At 43.8% G+C, this 23,791-nt stretch carries 21 protein-coding genes; 17 read left to right on the forward strand and 4 right to left on the reverse strand.

From position 1 onward, the window contains the following. The 9 genes from ACQKMP_RS18745 (at nucleotide 1) to ACQKMP_RS18785 (ending at nucleotide 6,649) form a co-directional block, all read left to right on the forward strand. On the forward strand, nucleotides 1-1,113 hold the full coding sequence (locus tag ACQKMP_RS18745) for an ABC transporter substrate-binding protein (RefSeq protein ID WP_042184209.1): 1,113 nt from the start codon (nucleotides 1-3) through the stop codon (nucleotides 1,111-1,113). A 92-nt stretch (nucleotides 1,114-1,205) separates the two neighbouring features. After that, on the forward strand, nucleotides 1,206-2,129 hold the full coding sequence (locus tag ACQKMP_RS18750; RefSeq protein ID WP_042184211.1) for an ABC transporter permease: 924 nt from the start codon (nucleotides 1,206-1,208) through the stop codon (nucleotides 2,127-2,129). Continuing rightward, nucleotides 2,126-2,929 (forward strand): ABC transporter permease, encoded by an 804-nt coding sequence (locus tag ACQKMP_RS18755; RefSeq protein WP_042184213.1) that lies wholly within the window; start codon nucleotides 2,126-2,128, stop codon nucleotides 2,927-2,929. Before ACQKMP_RS18750 ends, ACQKMP_RS18755 begins: the two co-directional genes overlap by 4 nt. After that, a complete protein-coding gene (locus tag ACQKMP_RS18760) occupies nucleotides 2,926-3,969 on the forward strand; it encodes an ABC transporter ATP-binding protein (protein WP_379424889.1) in 1,044 nt (347 codons plus the stop codon). The genes ACQKMP_RS18755 and ACQKMP_RS18760 overlap by 4 nt, the downstream gene beginning before the upstream one ends. A 5-nt stretch (nucleotides 3,970-3,974) precedes the next feature. After that, complete coding sequence (locus ACQKMP_RS18765; protein ID WP_379424890.1) at nucleotides 3,975-4,850, forward strand: alkaline phosphatase family protein; 876 nt, start codon at nucleotides 3,975-3,977, stop codon at nucleotides 4,848-4,850. Between the two features lie 93 nt (nucleotides 4,851-4,943). Next, on the forward strand, nucleotides 4,944-5,261 hold the full coding sequence (locus tag ACQKMP_RS18770; protein WP_042184217.1) for a hypothetical protein: 318 nt from the start codon (nucleotides 4,944-4,946) through the stop codon (nucleotides 5,259-5,261). A gap of 109 nt (nucleotides 5,262-5,370) precedes the next feature. Then, nucleotides 5,371-5,607, forward strand: a complete 237-nt coding sequence (locus tag ACQKMP_RS18775) for a DUF6953 family protein (protein WP_042123499.1) — start codon at nucleotides 5,371-5,373, stop codon at nucleotides 5,605-5,607. A 15-nt stretch (nucleotides 5,608-5,622) separates the two neighbouring features. Beyond that, a complete protein-coding gene (locus ACQKMP_RS18780; protein WP_042184219.1) occupies nucleotides 5,623-5,895 on the forward strand; it encodes a helix-turn-helix domain-containing protein in 273 nt (90 codons plus the stop codon). A gap of 172 nt (nucleotides 5,896-6,067) precedes the next feature. Next, entirely contained in the window at nucleotides 6,068-6,649 is a 582-nt protein-coding gene (locus ACQKMP_RS18785; protein ID WP_042184221.1) for a 50S ribosomal protein L25, read from the forward strand. A gap of 66 nt (nucleotides 6,650-6,715) precedes the next feature. On the opposite strand, the gene ACQKMP_RS18790 is transcribed toward ACQKMP_RS18785, so the two are convergent. Beyond that, nucleotides 6,716-9,013, reverse strand: a complete 2,298-nt coding sequence (locus ACQKMP_RS18790; RefSeq protein WP_042184223.1) for a UvrD-helicase domain-containing protein — start codon at nucleotides 9,011-9,013, stop codon at nucleotides 6,716-6,718. A 215-nt stretch (nucleotides 9,014-9,228) separates the two neighbouring features. Between ACQKMP_RS18790 and ACQKMP_RS18795 the strand changes: the two genes are divergently transcribed. From ACQKMP_RS18795 to ACQKMP_RS18805, 3 genes are all read left to right on the forward strand, one after another. Next, nucleotides 9,229-9,570 carry a hypothetical protein gene (locus tag ACQKMP_RS18795; protein WP_427470410.1) on the forward strand — a complete coding sequence of 114 codons (342 nt, stop codon included), beginning with the start codon at nucleotides 9,229-9,231 and terminating at the stop codon, nucleotides 9,568-9,570. A 75-nt stretch (nucleotides 9,571-9,645) separates the two neighbouring features. After that, nucleotides 9,646-10,482, forward strand: coding sequence for a DUF6492 family protein (locus tag ACQKMP_RS18800; protein WP_042184227.1), 837 nt, complete (start codon nucleotides 9,646-9,648; stop codon nucleotides 10,480-10,482). A gap of 11 nt (nucleotides 10,483-10,493) precedes the next feature. After that, nucleotides 10,494-11,855 carry a sugar phosphate nucleotidyltransferase gene (locus ACQKMP_RS18805; protein ID WP_231573461.1) on the forward strand — a complete coding sequence of 454 codons (1,362 nt, stop codon included), beginning with the start codon at nucleotides 10,494-10,496 and terminating at the stop codon, nucleotides 11,853-11,855. Between the two features lie 102 nt (nucleotides 11,856-11,957). Here the strand turns inward: ACQKMP_RS18805 and ACQKMP_RS18810 are convergent, their stop codons facing one another. Next, nucleotides 11,958-13,679 (reverse strand): sensor histidine kinase, encoded by a 1,722-nt coding sequence (locus ACQKMP_RS18810; RefSeq protein WP_042184231.1) that lies wholly within the window; start codon nucleotides 13,677-13,679, stop codon nucleotides 11,958-11,960. Further along, on the reverse strand, nucleotides 13,657-15,225 hold the full coding sequence (locus ACQKMP_RS18815; protein ID WP_339244400.1) for a response regulator: 1,569 nt from the start codon (nucleotides 15,223-15,225) through the stop codon (nucleotides 13,657-13,659). Before ACQKMP_RS18815 ends, ACQKMP_RS18810 begins: the two co-directional genes overlap by 23 nt. Nucleotides 15,226-15,477: 252 nt before the next feature. Between ACQKMP_RS18815 and ACQKMP_RS18820 the strand changes: the two genes are divergently transcribed. The 4 genes from ACQKMP_RS18820 to ACQKMP_RS18835 are packed head-to-tail and all read left to right on the forward strand — an operon-like array spanning nucleotide 15,478 to nucleotide 21,286. Continuing rightward, the gene (locus ACQKMP_RS18820) at nucleotides 15,478-17,190 is read left to right on the forward strand and encodes an extracellular solute-binding protein (protein WP_052404119.1); all 1,713 of its coding nucleotides are present in this window, start codon (nucleotides 15,478-15,480) and stop codon (nucleotides 17,188-17,190) included. Between the two features lie 22 nt (nucleotides 17,191-17,212). Beyond that, entirely contained in the window at nucleotides 17,213-18,103 is an 891-nt protein-coding gene (locus ACQKMP_RS18825) for an ABC transporter permease (RefSeq protein ID WP_042184236.1), read from the forward strand. An 18-nt stretch (nucleotides 18,104-18,121) separates the two neighbouring features. Further along, complete coding sequence (locus ACQKMP_RS18830) at nucleotides 18,122-19,000, forward strand: carbohydrate ABC transporter permease (RefSeq protein ID WP_042184238.1); 879 nt, start codon at nucleotides 18,122-18,124, stop codon at nucleotides 18,998-19,000. A 57-nt stretch (nucleotides 19,001-19,057) separates the two neighbouring features. Continuing rightward, entirely contained in the window at nucleotides 19,058-21,286 is a 2,229-nt protein-coding gene (locus ACQKMP_RS18835) for an amylo-alpha-1,6-glucosidase (RefSeq protein ID WP_427470413.1), read from the forward strand. A gap of 101 nt (nucleotides 21,287-21,387) precedes the next feature. Here the strand turns inward: ACQKMP_RS18835 and ACQKMP_RS18840 are convergent, their stop codons facing one another. Further along, nucleotides 21,388-22,251: a Cof-type HAD-IIB family hydrolase gene (locus ACQKMP_RS18840; protein WP_042184240.1), complete on the reverse strand. Its 864-nt coding sequence runs from the start codon at nucleotides 22,249-22,251 to the stop codon at nucleotides 21,388-21,390. A gap of 273 nt (nucleotides 22,252-22,524) precedes the next feature. Between ACQKMP_RS18840 and ACQKMP_RS18845 the strand changes: the two genes are divergently transcribed. Further along, complete coding sequence (locus ACQKMP_RS18845; protein ID WP_427470415.1) at nucleotides 22,525-23,766, forward strand: DUF445 domain-containing protein; 1,242 nt, start codon at nucleotides 22,525-22,527, stop codon at nucleotides 23,764-23,766. The last annotated feature ends 25 nt before the right edge of the window (nucleotides 23,767-23,791 follow it).

The raw sequence follows: 23,791 nt of genomic DNA on the forward strand, positions 1-23,791 counted from the left end.
ATGAAAAAAGGGATCAAAAATCAATTATCGATGGGTCTAATGTTATCCTTGCTCGTCCTGTTGCTTGCTGCTTGTGGAAATTCGGCTAAGGCTGACGAATCAACGAATGGAAATGCTGGCACCAAAGAATTAAGTCTGACCGAGATCGAGAGTAAAGCTAAAGAAGAGGGCAGTGTTATCAGCGTGGGAATGCCGGATTCCTGGGCGAACTGGAAGGATACATGGAGTGATATGAGTAGTAAGTATGGTCTTACACATTCAGATACGGATATGTCGAGTGCGGAGGAAATTGCCAAGTTTGATGCGGAAAAAGATAAACCAACGGCTGACATCGGAGATGTAGGGATCGCTTTTGGATCGGTTGCCGTGGATAAAGGAGTAACACAGCCTTATAAAACGACCTACTGGGATGAGATCCCTAATTGGGCTAAGGATAAGGACGGGAATTGGATTGTCGGCTATCAAGGGACGATTTCGTTTCTGACAAACACCAAGCTCGTGGCTAATCCACCGAAGAGCTGGGAAGATCTGAAGAACGGAAATTACAAAATCATCGTAGGTGATGTAACCAAAGCTGCTCAAGCGCAGATGGCTGTATTGGCCGCGGCGATTGCTTTTGGTGGCGATGAGTCGAACATTGAACCGGGGATTGCTTTTTTCGAAGATTTAGCTAAAAAAGGACGTCTCTCCAATGCAGAAGCTTCTCTTGCTAACATTGAAAAAGGGGAAGTAGAAGTTACCCTGCTGTGGGATTTCAACGCTTTGAACTATAGAGATCAGATCAACAAAGATGGCTTCGCGGTAGCCATTCCGAAGGAAGGCAGTGTGGTGAGCGGTTATGCAACGATCATCAACAAATATGCGCCGCATCCTAACGCCGCGAAGCTGACACGTCAATACATCCTTAGTGATGAAGGACAGATTAATCTTGCCAAAGGGTACGCTCGTCCGATCCGTGACAGTGTAATACTGCCGGATGATGTTGCGGCTAAGCTGCTGCCAAAAGAGGAGTATGTTAACGCTAAGCCTGTTGGCGATTACAAGGTATGGGAAGAAACAGCGAAGACCATTCCACAGTTATGGCAGGAACGTGTGCTTGTGCATTTGAACTAGAATTGTTCTTCCCCCAAAAAAAGAAACAGGGCGCCTTCGTTACGATGCCGTAAGGTGCCCTTGTTCTATTCCCGCGACAAGGAGTGAGGAAGTTGAAACAGAAAAGCCGCGGTGTGATCCTGGCACTCATTCCGTTTGCACTGATGGTGTTGGCATTTCAGCTGGTGCCTGTATTGTCCATGCTGACGGGAAGTTTCCAAAAGGCCGATGGAACTGGACTTACGCTAGGCAATTACCTGCATGCACTGCAAAGTGCCTATTACATGCAGGCAATCAAGAACAGCTTGCTGATCTCTTTAACCTCAAGTCTGATAGGGATCATTGTCGGACTTTTTTGTGCATATTGTATTACTCGGTTCACTCCGAGGGTAAGGGACAGACTCTTAATGCTGTCGAATATGACCTCTAACTTCGCAGGAGTTCCGCTAGCTTTTGCGTATATTATTTTGCTTGGTAACAATGGAGTGTTTACGCTCTTATTCAAACAGTGGGGCTGGAGTGTTTTTACCGATTTTGATTTATATAGCTGGTCTGGTCTGATTCTGGTGTATGTCTATTTTCAGGTTCCATTAGCCTTACTGCTCTTGTATCCATCCTTTTACGGAATTCGTGAGCAGTGGAGAGAGGCGGCGTCCTTGCTGGGAGCAGGACCGTGGCAGTTCTGGAAGACGATTGGGCTGCCAATTCTAACTCCGGCGATCTTCGGCACACTGGGAATACTGTTTGCCAATGCGATGGGTGCTTATGCAACGGCATATGCTTTGGTTGGCGGGAATTATAATCTGCTGGCGGTACGTATCGGTTCACTGGTTGCTGGAGATGTGGTTACTCAGCCAGAAATGGGGAGTACGCTTGCTGTTCTGCTGGGTCTGACTACGATTTTGGCCGTCTATTTGAATCATCTGATGGTTCGGCGAACGGAGAGATTTGGAGCTAAAGCGCTCAGTAAACCGGATGTGAAAACCAAATCTTCTCGGCGCTTGTGGACGGCAGCTAGTGAGGAGGTGGGGCAATGAATATACGTAAAGCAGGCTTCGCTCCGCGTACTTTCATGCTAATGCTCATGGTGTATTTATTACTTCCACTGCTAGCAACCGGTATTTATGCCTTCGCGCAGGACTGGCAAAATACCTTATTGCCTCAAGCTTGGACACTGAATTGGTTCGGAGAAATGTTTAAGGATATTCGTTTTTTGGAGGCGCTTTGGACTTCGCTGTATTTATGCCTGATTAGCGTGGTGCTGAGTCTGGCCGTGATGCTGCCAGCTGTTTTTGTCATCACTATTTATTTTCCGCGCTGGGAGAGCTTTATGAAAGTGATTGTTGTTCTGCCTTATGCGGTGCCTGGTGTAGTGGCTGCGGTGGGACTTATTCGTACCTATTCCTCTGGCCTCTTTGATATCGCTGGAACAGCTTATTTATTGGTGGGGGCGTATTTTGTGGTCATTCTTCCCTATATGTATCAGGGCATTCGCAATAGTCTGTTGACCGTTAACGCCGTAGAACTGCTGCATGCCGCAGAATTGCTTGGAGCCCGCCGCAGAACGGCTTTTATGAATGTGATTTTGCCAAATATCTGGCCTGGCGTTATCGTCTCTACCTTATTATCATTTTCCGTTCTGTTCGGTGAATTTGTCCTTACAAACATGCTAGTTGGCGGGCATATTCAGACGATTCAGGTGTATCTATATCAAAGAATGGGCGAAAGCGGACATTTAGCCAGTGCGATTGCCATCTCGTATTTTCTGTTTATTCTAGTCCTTTCGATGGTACTAATGAAGCTTGGCAAAAAGATGGGAGGAGGCGTTAAGGGATGAACGATTATCTGAAGCTGCAGGGAATACTCAAAATGTTTGGTGAGACCTGTGTGCTAGACAATATAGATTTGGAGATTCGTGAAGGGGAGCTTGTGACGCTGCTAGGACCTTCCGGTTGCGGGAAAAGTACGTTACTTCGCTGCATAGCTGGCCTTTCGGAGCTGGATGGCGGCAGAATCCTTCTAGAGAATAAAGATCTGGCAAATCTGCCGCCCCGTAAACGCGAGGTGGGGATGGTGTTCCAGTCTTATGCTCTATTCCCTAATCTGACGGTGAGCCAAAATATTGAGTATGGAATGAAGATGCGTGGTTTGTCCAAAGCCGCCCGACGTAGCCGCTGCGAGGAACTGCTGGTTTTAGTCGATCTAGAGGAGAAGCGGGATGTCTACCCGCAGTCACTCTCCGGTGGACAGCAGCAGCGGGTAGCGCTGGCCCGTTCTCTAGCCGTGCAGCCCAAAGTATTACTGCTGGATGAGCCCCTGAGTGCACTTGATGCCAAGATTCGTAAGAATCTACGTGCCGAAATTCGTGATATTCAGAAGCGCTTTAACATGACGACCCTATTCGTTACGCATGATCAGGAAGAAGCGCTGATTCTATCCGACCGCATCTGCATTATGAATGGTGGACGCATCGTCCAAGATGGAACACCGGAAGGACTGTACACCGCGCCGCGCACAGAGTTCGTTGCCCGGTTCATGGGCAGTTATAACGTATTGACTCGGCCAGAGGTGATGGCGCTGTTCCACGGAATAGATAGTGGGATGGACAGCTTTGCTATTCGTCCTGAAGCCGTAACGTTACTGCATGATGGGGCGGGTCAGCAGGAGGCTGCTGCCGGAGCACAACTGGTGAATGGAATGATTAAATCGGTGTCTGTGCTAGGCAATATTATTCGATGTACGGTTGAGGCTGAAGGAATCCGCTTAACGGTTGATCTTTTAAATGATGGACGCTGGCTAGGGGCTAGAGAAGGGGACAAAGTCACATTGGCGCTGAACCCTTCCGAGCTTTTACATTTAGAGCGAGAAGGAGCGTGAGTAGAATGACGGAAATGACCAATAAACTCATTGTGGTTGTCTTGGACGGACTTAGATATGATGCTGCTCGCAAATACATGGGGTATCTGGAGCATCTTGTGGAGCAAGGATCCTTATCTTGTTATCGAGTACAGTCGGAATTACCCAGTCTGTCGCGCCCGCTTTATGAAGTACTTTTGACGGGTACACCCGTGTCCAAAAATGGAGTTACGGCTAACCATATTGTGAGACCTAGCCATGAAGAAAGTGTATTTCATTTGGTAGTAGCCGCTAATTTGCGTACAGCTGCTGTCGCCTATCATTGGGTCAGTGAGCTTTATAATTCTGCACCCTTTGATCCACTGGCTGATCGCCATCAGCATAATGTGATGAAGCCAATTCAGCATGGCAGCTTTTATTTCGAGGATCACTATCCTGACAGCCATGTATTTGCCGATGCCGTGTATTTACGAAGTGCCTATGATCCGCATTTTTTATACATTCACTCCATGAATATAGATGACGCCGGGCATCATTATGGGGGGGAGAGTAAGGAATATGAGCTTTCCGTGCGTAATGCTGACGGTCTGCTAGCCACTGTTTTGCCTATTTGGATGGAGCAGGGGTATAAGATTCTGATTACGGCAGATCATGGAATGAACGCAAATGGGTACCATGGTGGGGTAACCTCTTCCGAGCGGGATGTGCCGTTATATACGTTCGGAGTAGATGTATTACCACTAGAAAAAGAGGATCAAGCAATTCCCCAGTTACGGCTAGCTCCGCTAATGTGCCATTGCTTAGGGCTTGCACCTTCGGCTGCAATGAGCAAGGAAGGACTGCCTCCTTTTGTGCAAAATCAACCACTTCATGAGGTGAATGAACCTGTGATTTTAGGATGAAAATAAAATAGTAAATCACGATAAAAATCATATACGGGAACGATGGTTTTTTGTATAATAAATAGTATATTTTACCTATTGGGAGGTTGTCTTTTGAGCGCTTCTAGAGCTTTGAAATGGATTACAGGCTCATTTGAAATTATTTTAGCAATTCCAATTCTGGGTGCTGCTATTGTAATTGGCACTGGGTACTCCGCACTGGGATTGATGTTTATTCTTCACCTGGTTACTTTGATTTTATCTTCAAAGAACCAAGAATCTATTTATGGTTCAGTACTCGGAATTGTAACTTCTTTACTCGCTTGGATTCCATTCGTGGGATGGGTACTACACTTGATCACAGGGATTTTGTTGATGGTAAGCGGTGGACAGAAGACTCGTCATTCTTCGAATCATACATATCCACATTAATTCAGACATCCTAATACAGCCCGATTCGGACGTTTGTCCGGTCGGGCTGTATTCATGTTATAATGAGGGCACATTTTAGCATGAAGTACATGAAAGGAGGCACATCCATATGGAAGTAACAGCACAAGATGTAGCGGAATGGATGGTTAAGGAAATTCGGTTTACGGGTACCTTGTATCAGACCGCGGCGATTGAATATGTGAAAGAGAATTTTGGGGAACAATTTGTATTTGTGAATGAGAATGGCAATGCCTCACTGTCCAAGGAAGTAAAGAAAGCTTTCCGGAAGCTGCACGGCGGCAAAATCGCGTGGGATCGCGATGGATTTTTGTGGGCGTGGACTTAAGCTGGAGGTGAATATATGCCGGTTATCCGAAGTAAATTAAGTGTGGTCATGGAGAATCATGATCCCAAACTCTCTATACGAAAGCTTGCTAAGGATATTAATTATCACTTTGATTCGGTTCGCCGTATGTATAAGGATGAGATGGTACAGTATCCCAGAGACTTGCTCTTAAAGCTTTGTTTATATTTTAATGTACAGCCTGGGGAACTCATTGGAATCGAAGAGTTGAATGAAAGTGTTTGTACAATAGAAGAAGTGATAGGTGAACATGGTTTAAGTAAGCGTTAAATAAATTGAGAAAGTGCAGTTGGGAAGAGTTGAGGAATGGGAAGTTGAATTCACTCAAGTCTTCTTTTTTGTATGGAAAAGGGGAGATTTCTGCTAAATTTGACTAGATTATATGGTCATGTTATACTTAGACTGACAAGAATTTATGGTCAAAGAGAGCAGGAAATAAAAAATGAGTAAATTTATTCAATTAAACAAGCGTACTGGCGAAACAAAGTCCCAAAAGAAATTAGCGAGAAAACAGGGACGTATCCCGGCTGTATTGTATGGAGTGGGTAAAGATACTCTGAACGTAGAAGTGGATGAAAAAGAGCTGTTGGGTACTTTGAAAAAAAATCCACGGGCTATTCTGCAAGCAAAAACAACGGACGATGAAGCAATGCCGATCATTGTTCAGCATATTCAAAAGGATTCTCTGTCAGGTAAGATCTTGCATATTGATTTCCAGCATGTGAACATGTCTGTAAATATGGATAGTAAAGTTACGATTCATTTTGCAGGGGAAGCAATCGGCGTGAAAGCCGGTGGCGTATTGCAAGTGGAATTGTATGAAGTAGAGGTTCGTTGTATGCCGGGCGTTTTGCCTACTTCTATGGAAGTAGATATTAGTAAACTTGATATTGGCGATCAGCTGCTAGTTTCTGACCTGATTTTCCAAGATGGAATCGAAGTGCTGACCGATCCGAATGCAGTAATGATTCAGATTAAGACTGTACATGAAGAAGTTGAAGAAGCAGTAGTAACTACAGCTTAAATATATATTTATATTAAAAAAAGCAAGTTTCCAGGGAAGAGGAAACTTGCTTTTTTTGCGTGTAAATCATACGGGAACTTCTCGCTGATCCTTTGCCATAGGTGAGCTGCATAAGGGGCAGGGCTTTGAGGTTAGATGATCCTCAGCTCCGCCAGCTTTCATGCGTGTCCAACCAGGACAACTGCTGCCCGTGCAGTTCCATACCGGAACGACATGGGTTTTTGTAGCGGCTGTTCGGCTGGTCGGCAAGGATCTTGTTGTCACGGTTCTACTCACCGTAGTTGCTGCTGTGGAAGAAACCGCTGAACGGAAGGCGGATAACATGAAGCGGGAGACCTCCGCTTTTTTACCCCGATGCTGTGCAGGTGAGCTGATGAATAGCTCCTCTCGGGCTCTCGTAACGGCCACGTACGCCAGTCTCCGTTCCTCCTCCAGTGCTGCTAAGCTTGAGGCTCCGCTGCTTCCGGCAGCAAGCTTGCGGTCTTTTAACCGGTCGCCCTCCAGTGCAGAGCTATGCGGAAGAATTCCCTCAGACGCTCCAATTAAAAAGACTACAGGAAACTCTAGCCCCTTTGATTTATGAATGGTCATTAATGCAATCCGATTGCCTTGCTCTTTAGTGCCTGGTTGGCGATTATGCTCGTTACGCTCCGTGACATTATCTATGAAATCAAGAAAGGCAGGGATGCTGTCGAAACGCGCCGCGGAGGATTCTAGCTCATCTAGCATTTCTTTTAACGTCTCTCGATGCAGCGTCGCTTGATGCCGTTCATTCGCTTCGATGAAATAATCATAGAATTGGGTACGAATCTGCCGGATTGCTTGTATTGGGGTCAGTTCGCGTATATTTCGGATTAGATCGAGTCGATCTCTTAGTTTAGTCCCTTTGAAGTCTTCCATGCCAGGCATAGACAATAGGTGGATTAACGGTCCTTGCTTGGGCTGTCTAGCTTCCATCTGGCGGATATGATTCATGCCTTTTTCACGGTTCATATATAGTGTCGGCAGGATATTCTCCATCGCTGCAAAATTTCGCCGATTCAAGGAGAGTCGCAAATGATCCACTACCGGAGAGATCAGCCAGTGCTCGTACAATAATTGCCCTTCTCCGTAATCAATATAGGGAATATCGCGTAAAAGGAGCAGTTCGAGAACGGCCCGATTGCTGCTCGAGGCCCGGTACAACATGGCGAAGTCGCTATATTCTCTTTTGCCGCTAGAGACCTCGTTTAAAATATGCTCGATCATCTGCTCGGCTTCTTCATCTGCAGTTTGCGGACGCATATATCGTGGCTGACTTCCACTACCTTTTGCGGCTTGCAGGGTTTTGGAACGCCGACGTGTATTGTGCTTGATAATGCCGTTGCCAAGTCCAACGATAGCTGGGCCTGAGCGGTAATTAATATCGAGCGTAATAACCCTTGCTCCCGGATAGAGCTTCTCGAACTCTAGAATGAACTCACTGCGCGCTCCGTTGAAGGAATAAATCGTTTGGTCATCATCACCAACCACCATTAGATTATGCTGTGGGTGAGCGACCATTTTGACAAGTTCGTACTGCAAGGCGTTTGTATCCTGGAACTCATCCACCATCACGTACAGATATCTCATCTGCAACTCTTGCAAAAGCTCCGGACGCTCCTTCAGCATCCGATAAGCAATTAAGAGGACATCGTCGAAATCGATTTTGAAATTGTCTAGCTTCCATTGTTCGTATATTTCCAGAATGGACTTCATTTCTTTTTCGGCGGTGGTGCCTTCTGGTAGATCTTCCACGGTGCCCATGTTCATTTTGCAGGAAGAGAGCAGAGAGAGTACGGTTTCCGGTGGATAAGCATCCTTCGGCAGTCCGAGCTCACGCATGATCTGCTTCAATAGGATGTGCTGGCGCCGTGTCTCACTGAAAATTTCCTGTTGCAATCCTTGTCTGCGCAAGAAAAATAAGAAAAAAGAATGGAACGTACGGGCCTGAAGTCTTGCAACGTCCGCTGTGCTAACTCCCGGGAGCAGGGCGATTCGTTCGCGCATTTCTGCCGCGGCTTTACTCGAAAAAGTCAGCAATAGCAGCTGACTCGGCGAGACGCCGCGCACGGACAACAAATAACCGGTTCTGCAGATCAGAACCGAGGTTTTGCCGGAGCCTGCACCGGCCAGTGTCAGCAGCGGCCCTTTATGATGCCGCACCGCAGCAATCTGCGGGCGGTTGAGCAGGATGCCGCCTTCCTCGAGCCTGCGGAAATAAGCGGAGTCCCCCTCCTCCCGCTTCACTAGCTCTGTGCTGGTCTGTGCTGAAGCTACTGCCGCTTGCGGGATGCGTTCGCCGGTTGCTCCCAGCGGGATATTATGAAATAAGAGCTTATTCAATAGATTCACCTTCATATATTTCTGTATAGAGTGAGCTCAACAAAACTAGTTGGAGAATGGTTGAGTTCATCTTAAAATGTGCCGATTAAAATACGCCGAAAATTTAGCCAATCTACAATATACCATCCCAGCCTTTTTACTGCACAGAAAAAAATGCTGGATATAGTATGGGGGAGTGTGGAGCTTGGTTGTGTGAATGGGGATTGGTGGGCAAGATGTACGGTATAAATCCCGTAGAAAAGCTGGAATCGGTCTCCGCGGGCGAAAAGAAGGGTATAAATCCCCCAGAAGTGAGCGAATTGGGCTCTGTGAGCGAAAAGAAGGGTATAAATACCCCAGAAAGGAGCGGATTTGGCTTTATGGGCGAAAAGAGGGGTATAAATACCCCAGAAGTGAGCGGATTTGGCTCTGTGAGCGAAAAGAAGGGTATAAATGCCCTAAAAGTGAGCGAATTGGGCTCTATGGGCGAAAAGAAGGGTATAAATCCCCCAGAAAGGAGCGAATTGGGCTTTATGGGCGAAAAGAAGGGTATAAATCCCCCCCTTGTCCTCTCTTAAGTTTACAGTAAAGCCCATTCCCTTTCCTTATTATCCTCATATCCTAAAGCAAAATCATGATATGGAGATGACCGTATGCCCTCGCCTAAAAAGGTCCGCATAAGACATGCCGTTACCATAGATGTACTGATTCCGGCTATCGAGAAAGATTTGGCTACACTCCCCTATGTTATTGACGCTGTCCGAACACATGTTAAGCATCCGATAGGTCGTATATTGATTGTTGCTCCAAAAAAGACACGTATACTGGATTTCTGCCGAAAAAAAGGCTGTACCTTTGTCGATGAGAATACAGTCCTCCCGATTACAAAAAAAGATATCCATTACCGTTCACGGAAATGGGAGAGATCCGGTTGGTTGTTCCAGCAATTGTTGAAGCTGAATGGTGACAAGCTATGTACGGCTGACTATTTTTTAGTCATCGATGCAGATACGGTCTTAATCGCTCCTCATCGATTCCGTGAGAAGGGAAAGACGATTTTTTACAGTCGTAATTGGAGTCAGCCTCAGTACTTTACAACCTATAGGAAGCTAATGGGTAAGAAGGCGGCATCTGCTTCTTCTTTTGTGACGCATTATATGCTGTTTGAACGCAGCCAATTGACTCAGATGAAAAGAGAGATTGAAGCAAAGCATCAGAAGCCTTGGTATTCGGCGATTATACACAGTATGAACCGAACTAAGCAATTTGCTTTTTCTGAATTCGAAACTTATGGGAATTACCTGTATTCGAAGGATCGTGGGGGCATGAAGATCCAAAAAGCACGCAATAAAGGCCTCCATATGAATGCAGGTCAGCTGTCCAAGCAGAAGCTGAATGAGCTGGCGGAAAAGTATAGATCATTGTCTTTTCATAAACGGAAGGGGTATGTGAGAACACCGAGTAGTAAGTCCAGCGCAGGGGGGCGATAGCGTTGCAGATCGTGCTCCTTTCAGGGGGATCGGGGAAGAGGCTGTGGCCGCTGTCGAATGAGATCAGGTCAAAGGCATTTTTAAGACTTCTCCCAACAGAAAATGGCGGCATGGAGTCGATGATCGAGCGAGTATGCAGAGGGCTGGATGAGGCAGGATTGTTAGATTCAAGCTGCATTGTAACCCATCGCAGTCAGGTGGAAATTACCCGCAAATCTGTTGGCAATCAGGTTGCTTTACTGGCGGAGCCACAGAAGCGGGGAACTTTTACTGCAGTTGCATTGGCGGCGAGCTATTTGCATTCCGTGAAGAAAATAGACTTAGAAGAGATCGTTGTGGTCATTCCGGTGGATTCTTATGTGGAGGCTTCTTTTTTCAGTCAGCTTCGGCAGTTTCCCAGCGTGCTGTCCGAATCACAAGCGGATATTGCCCTGATCGGTGTTACGCCTGAATTCCCATCCACACAGTTCGGGTATATATTGCCGAGTGAAGGTTCAGAAGGGACGTCTTTTCTAAATGTGAAGCAATTTGCAGAGAAACCAGACGAACTAGCGGCGGCCGAGTTCATTTCCTGTGGAGGACTATGGAACTGTGGGGTGTTCTCCTGCACATTAGGATACTTGCTCTCAACTATGGTGGAACGGAATCTTTCAGCAGATTACATGGAGCTAGTGGAGCGTTATGACGAATTGCCAGAACGAAGTTTTGACTATGAAGTGCTTGAGCATACGCAGCGAGCGGTAGTTATTCCTTACACCGGAGTTTGGGCGGATATTGGTAGTTGGGATGCGCTTACCCCTCATTTGCAGGAAAAGGTAATTGGCAGGGGGAGCATTTCTGAGGATTCAAAAGGAACCTATTTAGTGAACGAACTCTCTTGTCCCGTACATGTCATCGGTGCCCCAGGCTTGATTGTGGCGGCGGGTGCGGATGGTATTTTAGTTGCTGGGATCGAGCAGGCGAAACGGATTAAGCAGAAGCTGGAGGGTCATGCCGCGAAGCCGATGATTGAAGAAAAGCGGTGGGGGAGCTCACGCATTCTGGATTTCTCACGAACAGCAGCAGGAGTTGAGGTTACGACTTCCAAAATCACGATGTTGGCAGGGAAGCACACCAGCTATCATTTTCACAGGCATACCAAAGAAATATGGTCTTTTCTTTCGGGCAATGGAGAGTACCGTATGAACGGCGTTCTTCATGCAGTTGCAGCCGGAGACACAGTTATAGTACCTGCCGGTGCGAGACATGGTTTGCGGGCGATTACGCCACTCGAATTGATCATTATTGAACTGGTGACATCTTCTGATGTGGGGGATTATGTACGTGTTTCTGCTGAATGGGTGGGGGAGGAAAGCGCTCCTGATCATTTGTAATTCAATAGATTGAAAAAATCAACCGGGTTTAATCCAGCGTACATGTCCCGGTTGAATTTAATTTTAGAGTGTAACTAGTTAACATCACTGCATTTAAAAGAGTTATAGATTTGAGCCACCTTCGTATCTTTTGGATGGAAATCGAAATGTGACCTCCGTTCCCAGTCCTAGAATACTGGTAATGGACAAGCCGTACTCTGGTCCGTACATTAGCATAGCCCGGTCATTTACATTTTTGAGCCCATAGCCTATAGACTGGGATTTAAGCAGAAGATTGAGTCGTTCTTGTGGGATGCCAACGCCATTATCCTTTACTTTGAAGATGATACACTCCTCCACCATTTCTCCGGATAGAATAATTTTGCTTCCTTCTTCTTCTCTATTCTCAATACCATGAATAATAGCATTCTCAATTAGAGGCTGAAGCATCAGGTTAGGCATGTAATAAGAGAGAATAGCCTCGTCGATCTGATATTCTATCTCAAAGCTATTGCTATGCATGTTAAGCTGAATCTGTATATAAGATTGTACATTCAATAGTTCATCTGAAACCGAAATAATATTATTCCCTTTATTCAGCGTAGTCCGATAGAACGTGGATAGAAGCTGCGCCATTTCACTTATATCTGTTGCATGGATTCGGATGGCTCTCCAATTGATGAGCGAAAGAGCATTATATAGAAAATGAGGATTAATCTGAGCCTGTAGGGCTTTCATTTCATATTCTTTTCGTGAAATTTCCTCAATGTAGACTTTATCGATTAACACTTTTGTTTTGTCAACCATATTGCCAAAGCCTCTAATTAGATCCCCAATTTCATCTTTGGATGTGCTGGTGACGGTGACTTCCAGGGATCCCTCTTCTACGGTGCGCATATTATTGCGCAGACGCTTAATTTGTGAATTGAACTTTCGAGAAAATAGATTGGCGGTTATAGCAACGGCAGCAATACAGGCAACAATAACAAGCCCAACTGTCGAAAGGATTTTCCAAGCAGAATTCGTAATCATCTTCGTAGGTTTGCATAACATCACTGTCCATCCTGATATAGGAACTTCAGATTGCAATACAGTGTACTTTGTATTTTTCCATTGCAGCGTATCTAAGTTGTTTGTGCTATTGGAAGGAATATATCCTTCTATACCAGGCGAGGCATAGATCGACTTTCCATAAGCATCTTTGACGAGAATCTCTGAACCTTGAGAGAGTAGGGAGTCAAAAGGTGTGAATAACGAATCGTAATTCACACGTGCATACAGCACATTTTCTTTTGGATCTTTCTGTTTCGTATTAATAATGCGTCGAACAGCAAAAATCTCCTTATTATCCGTAAACCACAGGACATCGACTGACTTCATCAACGTCGGGTACCAATGTTTCTGTTTAATATCATTTAGGGCTCGGACAGTATTGCCATGTGCCAAAAGATTGGTTCCTGTATACAGAGTGATTTGTTCTACACCTGTATTTAGATACCGTGCCGTATTGAAATTTTGGTCAATCACATGGGTTAACTGATCATACATTTCATACATACTTGTGTAGGTATGATTAGCTGAATTAATAATTTCCTGATTAAAACTCAAGAAATTCATGAGTTTATTGTAGACATCCAGATGACTATTTAAAGCTAAAGCCCCTTGATTTAAGGCTGCTTTCAAATCAGATTTGGATTGCTTAATGAGGGATGATTTGGCTTCTTGATAGCAGAAGCTGCCCAATATAATCACAGGAATCATACTGATTAACATAAATGAAAGCATGATCTTGGTTTGAAACTTCAAGTCGCGAATATTTTGCTTAAGTGTCCGCCAAAGTTGCATGATGCTCCTCCCGATATACAGAGGACTTCTGATTATACTGTCTATATTTTTCTGGTGTGTACCCATAGAAATCCCTGAAATTTTGGCAGAAGTATGAAATATTGCGATAGCCCACTGCGGTGCAAATATTTGATATTTTTTGATGCGTATTTGTTAACAACTCTTTTGCGTTTTGCATGCGGACATTCTTAATATATTTATTAAGCCCACAGCCTGTCTGCTTCTTGAATATGGAGCTAAGATAATGTGGAGACAAATACACTTTAGCAGCAAGCATTTCCAGACTGAGATCATCTGCATAATATTGTTCAATATATTGTTTGACGGCATCGACATCACGGTTCTGAGTAGGCTCATGGTTAGTAGAGTTCTGATCAATCCGAGCGATACCTTCAAATATGATATCTTTGATATCCCGCAAATCTTCAGATCCATATATGATCTCGACGGCAGTCTGCAGCTCCATTTCTGATATAGGTGCAGCTTGTGTCATGATCTCTTGATAGATTGTGGAGAACATATACTTTACATATAAATGTGAATACTGTACTTGATGTACGTATTTTTGATATAAAATCTCAGTATTTGCTCGTAAGCTAAAAATATCTTGATCCTTCAGATTATTTCGAATCTGATCTAGTAGATGGCTATCTGTAAGGTCTGGATACAAGGCCTCAGAGAAATGTAAGTCATTTTGTGTATTAAACACAAAGGTATCTGGGAGAAAAAAACGATATTCCATCAATTCTTCTAATGAAGTCAAAAGTGAACCTAAATCTAGTATTGAGGTTACTTCCTCTTTCATAGCGAGATAACAATTTACTTTATATTTATCAAAGATGCAATGATGCAGGTGCATCGCTGAATTATTATCAAACTGGGAAGAAGGGGACTCTTGCTCGGGAAACAGTAGTAGACTTTGACATCCGTTTAGATTTAAGTAATCAGCAGATGTGTCTACTAAACCAAGAACAAACTCTTCGAACTCCGAATCCACAGATTCAAAAAATGGCTTATCGAATTCTAACAAAAGCATTTTATTGTAATGGCTGGGTAATTCAATAGACAGCTCTTGAAGAGGCGGCGGGCTTCCGATGCCATTGACTAGAGAGAAGAGTAGATGTTTTCTCACATAGCTTAGCTTTCTTTGTGACGCTTCTTCTTTTTGTTGCTGGTTCTTTAATTCCTGAATAACTTTTTCTAAAGTAGTTTGGAATGCTTCAATGTTAACCGGTTTCAAAAGATACTCGGATACGCCCAGGGAAAGGGCTGTTTTGGCATACTCAAATTCAGCGAATCCACTGAACAAAATCACCTTTAATTTGGGGTGCAACTTTAATGCTTCCTTTGTTAGCTGTAATCCATCCATTATAGGCATCCGCACATCGGTAAATAGAATATCGACAGAGTGTGCGCTTACATATTCAAGTGCTTTACGACCGTTTTCTGCAACATGCAATTGGAGGGGGAAGCCAAGCTCCTTAATGAGGAAAGCAATCCCCTCTCGCTCCTCCTTATGATCATCTACCACCAATATGGATAACATTATTTACCACCTTTCGACATGTAGTGACATTGATATTGTAGTATAAGATCTTCGACCGTAGCAATTATTCCTCGATATTATCGTTAATGATGAGTATTTATTTGTGTAAAACATAATTTTTTTGCGTTTACGATGGATAGCAATAATCTATAAACTTAAGGAAGTAACAATATAAATTTTTTTGAAGCTGGCCGGCGCTTTGAAATCGTTTTCTAATACGAGTTTTTTTATAGAAAAAGGGAGGCTCTTATAATGAAACATAAATTGAGAAAATCAAGCTCCATAGTATTAGCATCACTATTAGCTGTTGCTATGGTAGGTTGTTCAAGTTCTAATAATTCTTCAGCATCTACCCCAAAGACAGATGCGAGTGATCCTGCATGGAAAGAAGCACAGACGACTCCATTTGGCGCCTATCCTGAAACAGTTACTTATTCTGTTGGACAAGTGGCAACGAGCTATTCAGCACTTGCAGGAACGCCTTATGAGAAAGATAATGCCACAAACAATGTGTGGACAAGATATTTCAAGGATAAGCTGAACATTCAAAATACGACCTCATTTGAGTCCAATGATGGTACAGACTATAGTCAGAAAGTTTCGATGGCGATTGTAAGCGGTGAAATCCCTGATCTAATGGTGGTTCCTGACTACGCGACATTGCAACAGCTTTATGAGAACGATCTGATTGCAGATCTGACCGAGGTTTATGAAAATACGGCCAGCGATCGAATTAAGGAAATTTATGATTCCTACGGTGGTCGTGTTCTGGATAGCGCAAAGTTCGATGGCAAGCTGATGGCCATACCAACTACTGAAATCTCACATGGTCCTGGTATCCTCTGGCTTCGCAAAGACTGGATGGACAAATTGGGACTTGCTGAGCCGAAATCAATGGCTGATGTCGAGAACATTATTAAGCAATTTGTAGAAAAAGATCCAGGTGGTAACGGAGCGGGTAAAACGCTAGGTCTTGTTGTCGATAATGAAAACGTTGCCGGTGTCTCTGGTGGACAATTCTCATTTAATAATATCTTTTCACTATATGGTGCGTATCCAAAACAGTGGATTGATGATGGAAGTGGAAAGGCTGTATACGGATCTGTTCAACCAGAGATGAAGCCAGCACTGACCAAGTTGTCTGAAATGTACAAGAATAACTTGATAGATCGTCAGTTTGCAGTACGTACTGGTGATGACCGCAAGGCGCTACTTACAAGCGGAAAAAGTGGGTCGTTCATGGATAACTGGTGGGGAAGCTGGACTGTGGCTGACACGCTTAAGCTGAATCCAGAAGCGGAATGGGTATCTTATGTTGCCCCACAATCAGAGGATGGCTCGCTTACAATGTTCACTGGAAATCCTTCCAGCAGTTATTTGGTTGTTCGCAAAGGCTTTGAACATCCTGAACTTGCAGCCAAGCTTGTGAGTGTTCAATATGACTATCAGCGTTACCAAGAAAAAGATGAAAAAGCTTTGAAAGAATTTGAAGATTATAAGAGTATGAATGTTGGCGGATCTCCGCTCGCTATTAATATCGATTATTATGACGCTTTCTATCGTAACGTTGACATCATGAAAGAAGCATTAGAAACAGGCGATACAAGTAAATTAACTAGCAATGAGGATTTAACGGCTTATAACTCCTATAAGAAATTTCTTGATAGTAAGAAGAATGGAGAAACACCAGACTCCAATGCATGGGCTGGATATACTTCCAGTATTACGACAGCTAGTTTGGTGAAAGCCTCTAATATTAAAGAAGTGAATCCATTATTCTTTGGAAGTACATCATCCATGACGTTGAAATGGCCAACACTTACTAAAATGGAACTTGAAATGTACTTGAAGATCATTACAGGTGAGCAAACACCTGACGCATTTGATAAGTTTGTAGAAAGCTGGAATAAAACTGGCGGCGAAGTAATTACTAAGGAAGTTAACGAAGCGATAGCAACCAAATGATGTTGAAAGAGATGATCCGTAAATGAAAAATAAAAAAGATCAGACAGCATTCCATCTCATGATGGCGCCAGGCATGATTTTCCTAATTATCTTTTCGTTTATTCCAATGTTCGGTATTATAATGGCTTTTCAAAATTATGTTCCGGCTAAGGGAATGAGTGGTTCATCCTGGGTAGGTCTTGATAATTTCAAATTTATGCTCCAAATTCCGGACAGCAAACAGATTTTCAGTAATACGATCGTTATCGCGTTATGGAAAATTATCGTGGGTACTTTTACATCCATCGTGTTTGCCCTGTTATTAAATGAAATTCGGGTAAAGTTTGCTAAGCGATTCATACAGACGGTTGTTTATCTGCCGAACTTCTTGTCATGGGCGATCTTAGCTACTGTAGTCATGAATATCTTCTCTTATGAAGGTCCTGTTAATGCCATGTTAAGTTGGTTTGGGATTGACCCGGTCTTGTTTATGGCCAGCAATACTTGGTTTAGACCGATGCTAGTATTAACAGATGTCTGGAAGGGTTTTGGGTACGGTTCAATCATCTACCTAGCTTCCCTGACATCCATTGATCCCGGACTTTATGAGGCGGGTTCCATTGATGGAGCCAACCGGTTTAAGAAACTGTGGCACATCACGTTGCCAGGCTTAATGCCAACTATTTTGCTGGTTACAACCTTGAACTTGCCGAATGTATTGAATGCTGGTTTTGATCAGATCTTCAATCTGTATAATCCTTTGGTGTATGAATCTTCGGATATTATTGATACCTACGTTTATCGGGTGGGTCTGGTAGAAAGACAATACAGCTTAGGTACAGCAGTTGGCCTATTACGGTCGGTCGTTGGTATCGTACTGATTCTTTCTGCGAATAAATTGGCCCAAAAACTTACGGATTATCGTATTTTCTAAAGAAAGGGGGGTTCTCCCATTTACGCATCTAACATCAAGGGTCGTATTGCAGATGTTATTATCTGGGTATTTGTTCTAGCGTTCGCCTTGTCCTGTCTCATACCGTTAGTCAATTTAGTAGCCATCTCTTTCAGTGATAATGCGGCGGCTTCCGCAAATCTAGTAAGTATATTCCCGGTTAATCCGACGTTTAGCTCCTATGAAAAATTATTGTCTGACAGCCAGTTTTGGCGTTCATTCATGATCTCTGTAGAACGGGTAGTGTTAGGTCTGCTTGTGAATATGGTATTGATGATTCTTACAGCCTATCCATTGTCTAAAAGTTCACGAGTATTCACGGGTCAGAAGGTTTATATGAATCTCGTTATCTTCGCGATGTTATTCTCAGGCGGATTGATTCCAACCTTTATGGTAGTCAAAGAGCTTAATCTTTTAGACTCCATCTGGTCATTGATCTTGCCGGGTGCAGTACCAATAGGGAATGTTATCTTGCTGATGAATGCATTCCGGGCTGTACCGAAATCTCTAGAGGAAGCTGCAAATATAGATGGAGCTTCACAGTGGAGAATATTAGGAACAATCTATCTTCCGATAGTATTGCCTACACTTGCCACCGTTACGCTCTTTACTATTGTGGGCCATTGGAATGATTACTTTGGTGCCCTGGTATATATTAATAAAACGGCGAATTATCCATTGCAAACCTATATCCAACAGCTTAGCGTTGAGGTTCAGAACATTACAGATCCTGAAAAACTATTGGAATTAGCAAAAGTTTCGAATAAGACTTTGAACGCTGCTAAAATCGTAGTTTCTACGCTACCATTGTTGTTGATTTATCCGTTTATGCAAAAGTATTTCGTATCAGGGATTGTCGTTGGTTCGGTTAAAGAATAAATATTAGTAGACAGCCGCTATGAAGCTTCATAGCGGTTTTCAAGTAGGAGGCTTACAATGAATAGTAATCAAGTTCATACATCAATTCTGGATGACATGAAGACATTTGTCTCTCAAGAAGCCAATCGGAGTATTTCATTTACGAATAAAGAGGCAGCATTTTATTTTACGCAATCCCATCATACGGATCATGTGGAACATGCATTTTTTGAGGGACTTAATATTGCTAAGAATAGAATTTTCGGTGGATACACCTTATTCGTAGGTGAACAGAAGCTAGACAATCGACAATCTGAAGTTTGGGCCTATCCTTATAAAATGGTGCGTAAGCACGCCGATCTTACAGAAGAGCTGTGGTTGTTGGATTATCATAATCTATTAGAAATTAGTCTCGCTAATGCTAAGGAAGACATAGGCATCGTTTTAAGGGGAGAGAATGTTAGCTATATAAACCAACAGGATCATATCGCGTTCTTTAGCGCTATCGAGGGAGATTGGGTGATTGCAGTTAGTGCTATCAACCTTTCACCTTTGCATATGGATAATGAAGTTCTAATTGCCGATGCAAACGCTGGGGGTTATTATCTCGCTGCAGGTAAGACATCCGAAGAAGCAGCAAACTTAGTCCTTAAAGCTAGACAAGATATTAGCACTTTGAAAGATGAACGTGTTAAGCGGATGGAAGATTTCTTACACCATAATGCCCATTTAACCAGCAGTGATGATACATTTACTTTAGCCATGAATTGGTTGAACATCACAATGGATCAGTTGGTTACAAGACAGCAGGGTGATGGTATCTATGCAGGGCTGCCATGGTTTAACGAATATTGGGGACGGGATCAATTCATAGCTCTTCCAGGCGCTGTGCTCGTTACAGGGCAATTCGAAACGGCTAGAAATATCTTGCTATCATTCGCAGAGTTTCAGAATACGGACGAAGATTCTAAATACTTTGGTAGAATTCCAAATATCTTGTCTCCTGGAAAAGTGGATTACCATACAACGGATGGTACGCCGCGATTCATTATCCAGTTGCAGGATTACGTTAAGTATTCAGGAGATACAGCGATCATTAAAGAGCTGTATCACAATGTACAATATAGTATTGAAGGTTCCATTAAATATTGGGTAGATGATAAAGGGTACTTGAAGCACGCAGATAATGAAACTTGGATGGATGCCCGGGATGGAAATTTGGAGTCATATTCTCCTCGGGATACCCGTGCCAATGATATTCAAGCACTCTGGTATAACCAATTGCTTGCTGGTGTTTACTTTGCTGAATATATGAATGACAAGGTGAATGCTGATAAATGGAAGGGCATTGCTGAAACCTTGAAGCGCCATTTTGAGGTCGATTTCATTGATCAAGCGCATCCTTATTTAGCAGACAGACTGGATGCAGAAGATAAGCCGGAATTCTCCCTGCGCCCAAACCAGTTATTTGCTTTTGAAATGTTTGATGATAACGATTTTAAGGCTAGAGCGATTCGTACCGCGTGGGAAGAGTTGGTCTATCCATGGGGTGTTGCTTCGCTAGATAGACATCATCCATTGTTTCGTCCGTTTCATTTAACATCTCATTATCCGAAAGACGAGGCTTACCATAACGGTGCGGTTTGGATTTGGCTTAATGGTATTGCGATGCAGCGTATGATTGAAGCAGGGCAGGAAGAAACGGCCTATCAGCTATTCAAGAATATGAACTGGCAGGCCTTGAATTTAGGTGTTGTTGGTGGACTTTGTGAGAATATGGATGCTTATCCTGAGGAAGATGAGAACTGGGCGAAGTTGACGGGTGCATACCTGCAAGCTTGGTCCAATGCTGAGCACCTGCGTGTGTGGTACCAATATTTCTTAGGTATCCGTCCATACCTGATTAACAATACACTGACAATTGCTCCAAGAATTCCGCAAGAGCTTGAATCCTTGGCTTATAATGTGAACATAGGAAAGGGACAGATCGAAGCCACGTATAACCGTGGACTTGAAATCACTTACGCCTATACATTCAAGAATGTGGGACTGGAAGTTATCATCGATATATCTCCTTTCGAAACGGTATCGCTTGAAGTTAAGCCCAATATGGAGCTGGTTGTAAGACAAGATGATCATACACTGGCAGTTACCTTATATGATGAGAATCGTCAAATGCTCAAGGAGATTCAGTCAGGGCTATCCGAATCACGTGTTATGCACAATAAGCGGAATAACGAGTTATTAAAAGACGTTGAGTTTGCCAAGCCATTGAGCTTGGACAATCATCCTTGTATAAAGCTGTAGCTATAACTAGTTAAGACAATCTTAAAAAAACCTCTAACCCATCCTCAGGATGATGTTAGAGGTTTTTTTGGCAGTTTATGATTTAAGCCAGGCATGTTGGTTCAGAATTTAGCCATAAGATGCTCAAGTCCTGTCGCCACTCCATCTTCGGCATTACTGACTGTAACAAATTCAGCCATTTCCTTTAGAATCGGTGCTGCGTTAGCCATGGCAATCCGGTAGCCTGCCACCTCGAACATCGGTTGATCATTATAGCTGTCACCCATTACGGCTACATCTGTTAGCGGGATGCCATAGTGGGCGGCGAGCATAGCTACACCGGAGCCTTTGTTGGCGTCCTCATGGTTAATTTCGATATTATTGACATGGGAGGCTGTAATAATAAGGCCAGGGATCGCGGCGAAGCGGGTGGAGGCTTCTTTGAGCAGTTCCCGGTCTAGAGAAAAGGCTAATGTTTTATAAATGACGTTTTCTTCTTTACTCCAGATCTCTTCCATACTTTCGACGTAAGTTACAGCCGCTTGTTGAAACTGCTGATCGATCATTGCTTTTAGCAGCCAGCTGACTTCCTCAGGTACTTCTTCTTCACTTAGTGCAGATAGTTTCTCTAATCTTACCCGTTTATTGAGCTCCACATATACGTTGTCCTCTGTGTATACCTCGTAATACAAATCCGGAATTTCGTTCATCCAGCGTAATGCAGGAATGATGTCTTCCTTCTTCAGCGGTTTACTTGCTGCCAGCGTGTGGTCAGACAATGTAACCACTGCGCCATTCAGACTGACTACAGGGCATTCCAGATCTGCCAGCCGCAGTTGTCGTTCCGCATCCATAAAAGAGCGTCCCGTAGCAATAATTACGATATGACCTAAATTTTGAGCCTTTATAATCGCCTCGCGGTTCTTTGGGCTAATTTGTCCTTCTTCGTTCAGCAATGTTCCATCCATATCTAAAGCAATCAGCATATTGTAAGATCTCCTTATCCAGTCATAGTTGTCCCCTTCGCGGGCTAGTGAGAACGTTAATTGTATCTTATCATTAATATTCTGAAAACCAAAAACACCTTTTCATTCCTAGTCTAATCGTATATTTTTAGAATATAGTTCAGTCGTGGTACAATAGTTGTTAAACTAATCGACTAGCCGAGTCTATCGTCAGTTCATGTTCGTGGGACGTGATCCGTCGGTATTTTTCCTGCGTAAGGACATCGGCAGCTGTGTATGTAAGGGGGACTAATCGTGAGATCCAAAAACTTGGCCACCATGTCACTAGCTTTTATGGCATGTGGGTTTCTGATTACACTATTTCTACCTGAAAATCTCGCTGTAATTCTACTAAGAGGTGGCTTTGAGGCTGGGCTGGTTGGGGGGATTGCCGACTGGTTCGCGGTAACCGCGTTATTCCGCCATCCGCTCGGGCTGCGTATTCCACATACCTCACTGCTGCTCAAGAATCGGGATAAGATTATTCAGTCGTTAATTACCGCTATGGAGACTGAGCTGCTGAACAAAGAGAGTATTGAGAACAAGCTGCGCAAGTTTGGCATTATGTCTATGAGTTCCAAGCTGCTGACGAAGTTCTTTAGCAAGAAGAAGGCGAGAGCCCAGATCCTAGAGCAACTTAGCGAATTCGTGTCACGTCTTCCGGTAGAGCAAGCTGTACCTTTTCTTCAAAAGGCAGCCTCTGACTATATTCGTGAAGCGGAGCTTGGAGTTGCGGCTGATAAGATTGTCACTAAATTAATGAACGACGGAAAAGATGTAGCGGCTCTGGATTATGCGCTGGAAGGGGTATCTAACTGGAGCGGTCGTCCTGAAACGAAAGCTATGCTGGGTAAGATCGCCAGCGAGAAACTGGCTGAAGTAAAGCTCGGTGGACTGAAAGGGATGGCTTTTCAGGCTTTCGTTGGATTCATGGATGCGGATATGCTTGGTGAAATGCTGCAAGGCATGCTGCAGTCCGGTATTCGCGATTTTCGTGAAGAGGATAGCCCTTATCGTGAAGAGATCATCCGGGAAATCCGGGTGGCGTTGTTCCAGATTGTTAATGATGAGGCTAGAATGACTTCTGTGAAAGAATGGGCACTACAAGAGCTTGAGGGAGAAGCAGTAACTGCTTTTCTGCATACTCAATTGGAGAACGTACGTAGTAAGGCACTCTCCTTATTAGAAGAGGACCGGGCAGCTGGCGGAAGAAAACTATTTGCACTATACACCCTTCTTATGCGCCGTATTAGTAAGGAACAAGAGTGGATCGGTAGCTGGGAGGAGCGGATTCGCGCTTCATTGATTGCATTTGTAGAGGCTAACCACTTCCGAATCGGTCTTTTGGTGAAGGAGAATCTGGATAGCATGGACGATGCTAGTCTAGTGAATATGCTGGAGGATAAAGTAGGTAAAGATCTTCAGTGGATTCGTGTGAACGGTGCCTTATGCGGTTTTGTTGTAGGGCTTGTACTTACAGTTGTTCAATTTATTTAAATCAAAGTAGTCCGTCTCCAGTGAA

The organism is Paenibacillus sp. NPDC101420, assembly GCF_050277435.1.
GTDB lineage: Bacteria > Bacillota > Bacilli > Paenibacillales > Paenibacillaceae > Paenibacillus_AQ.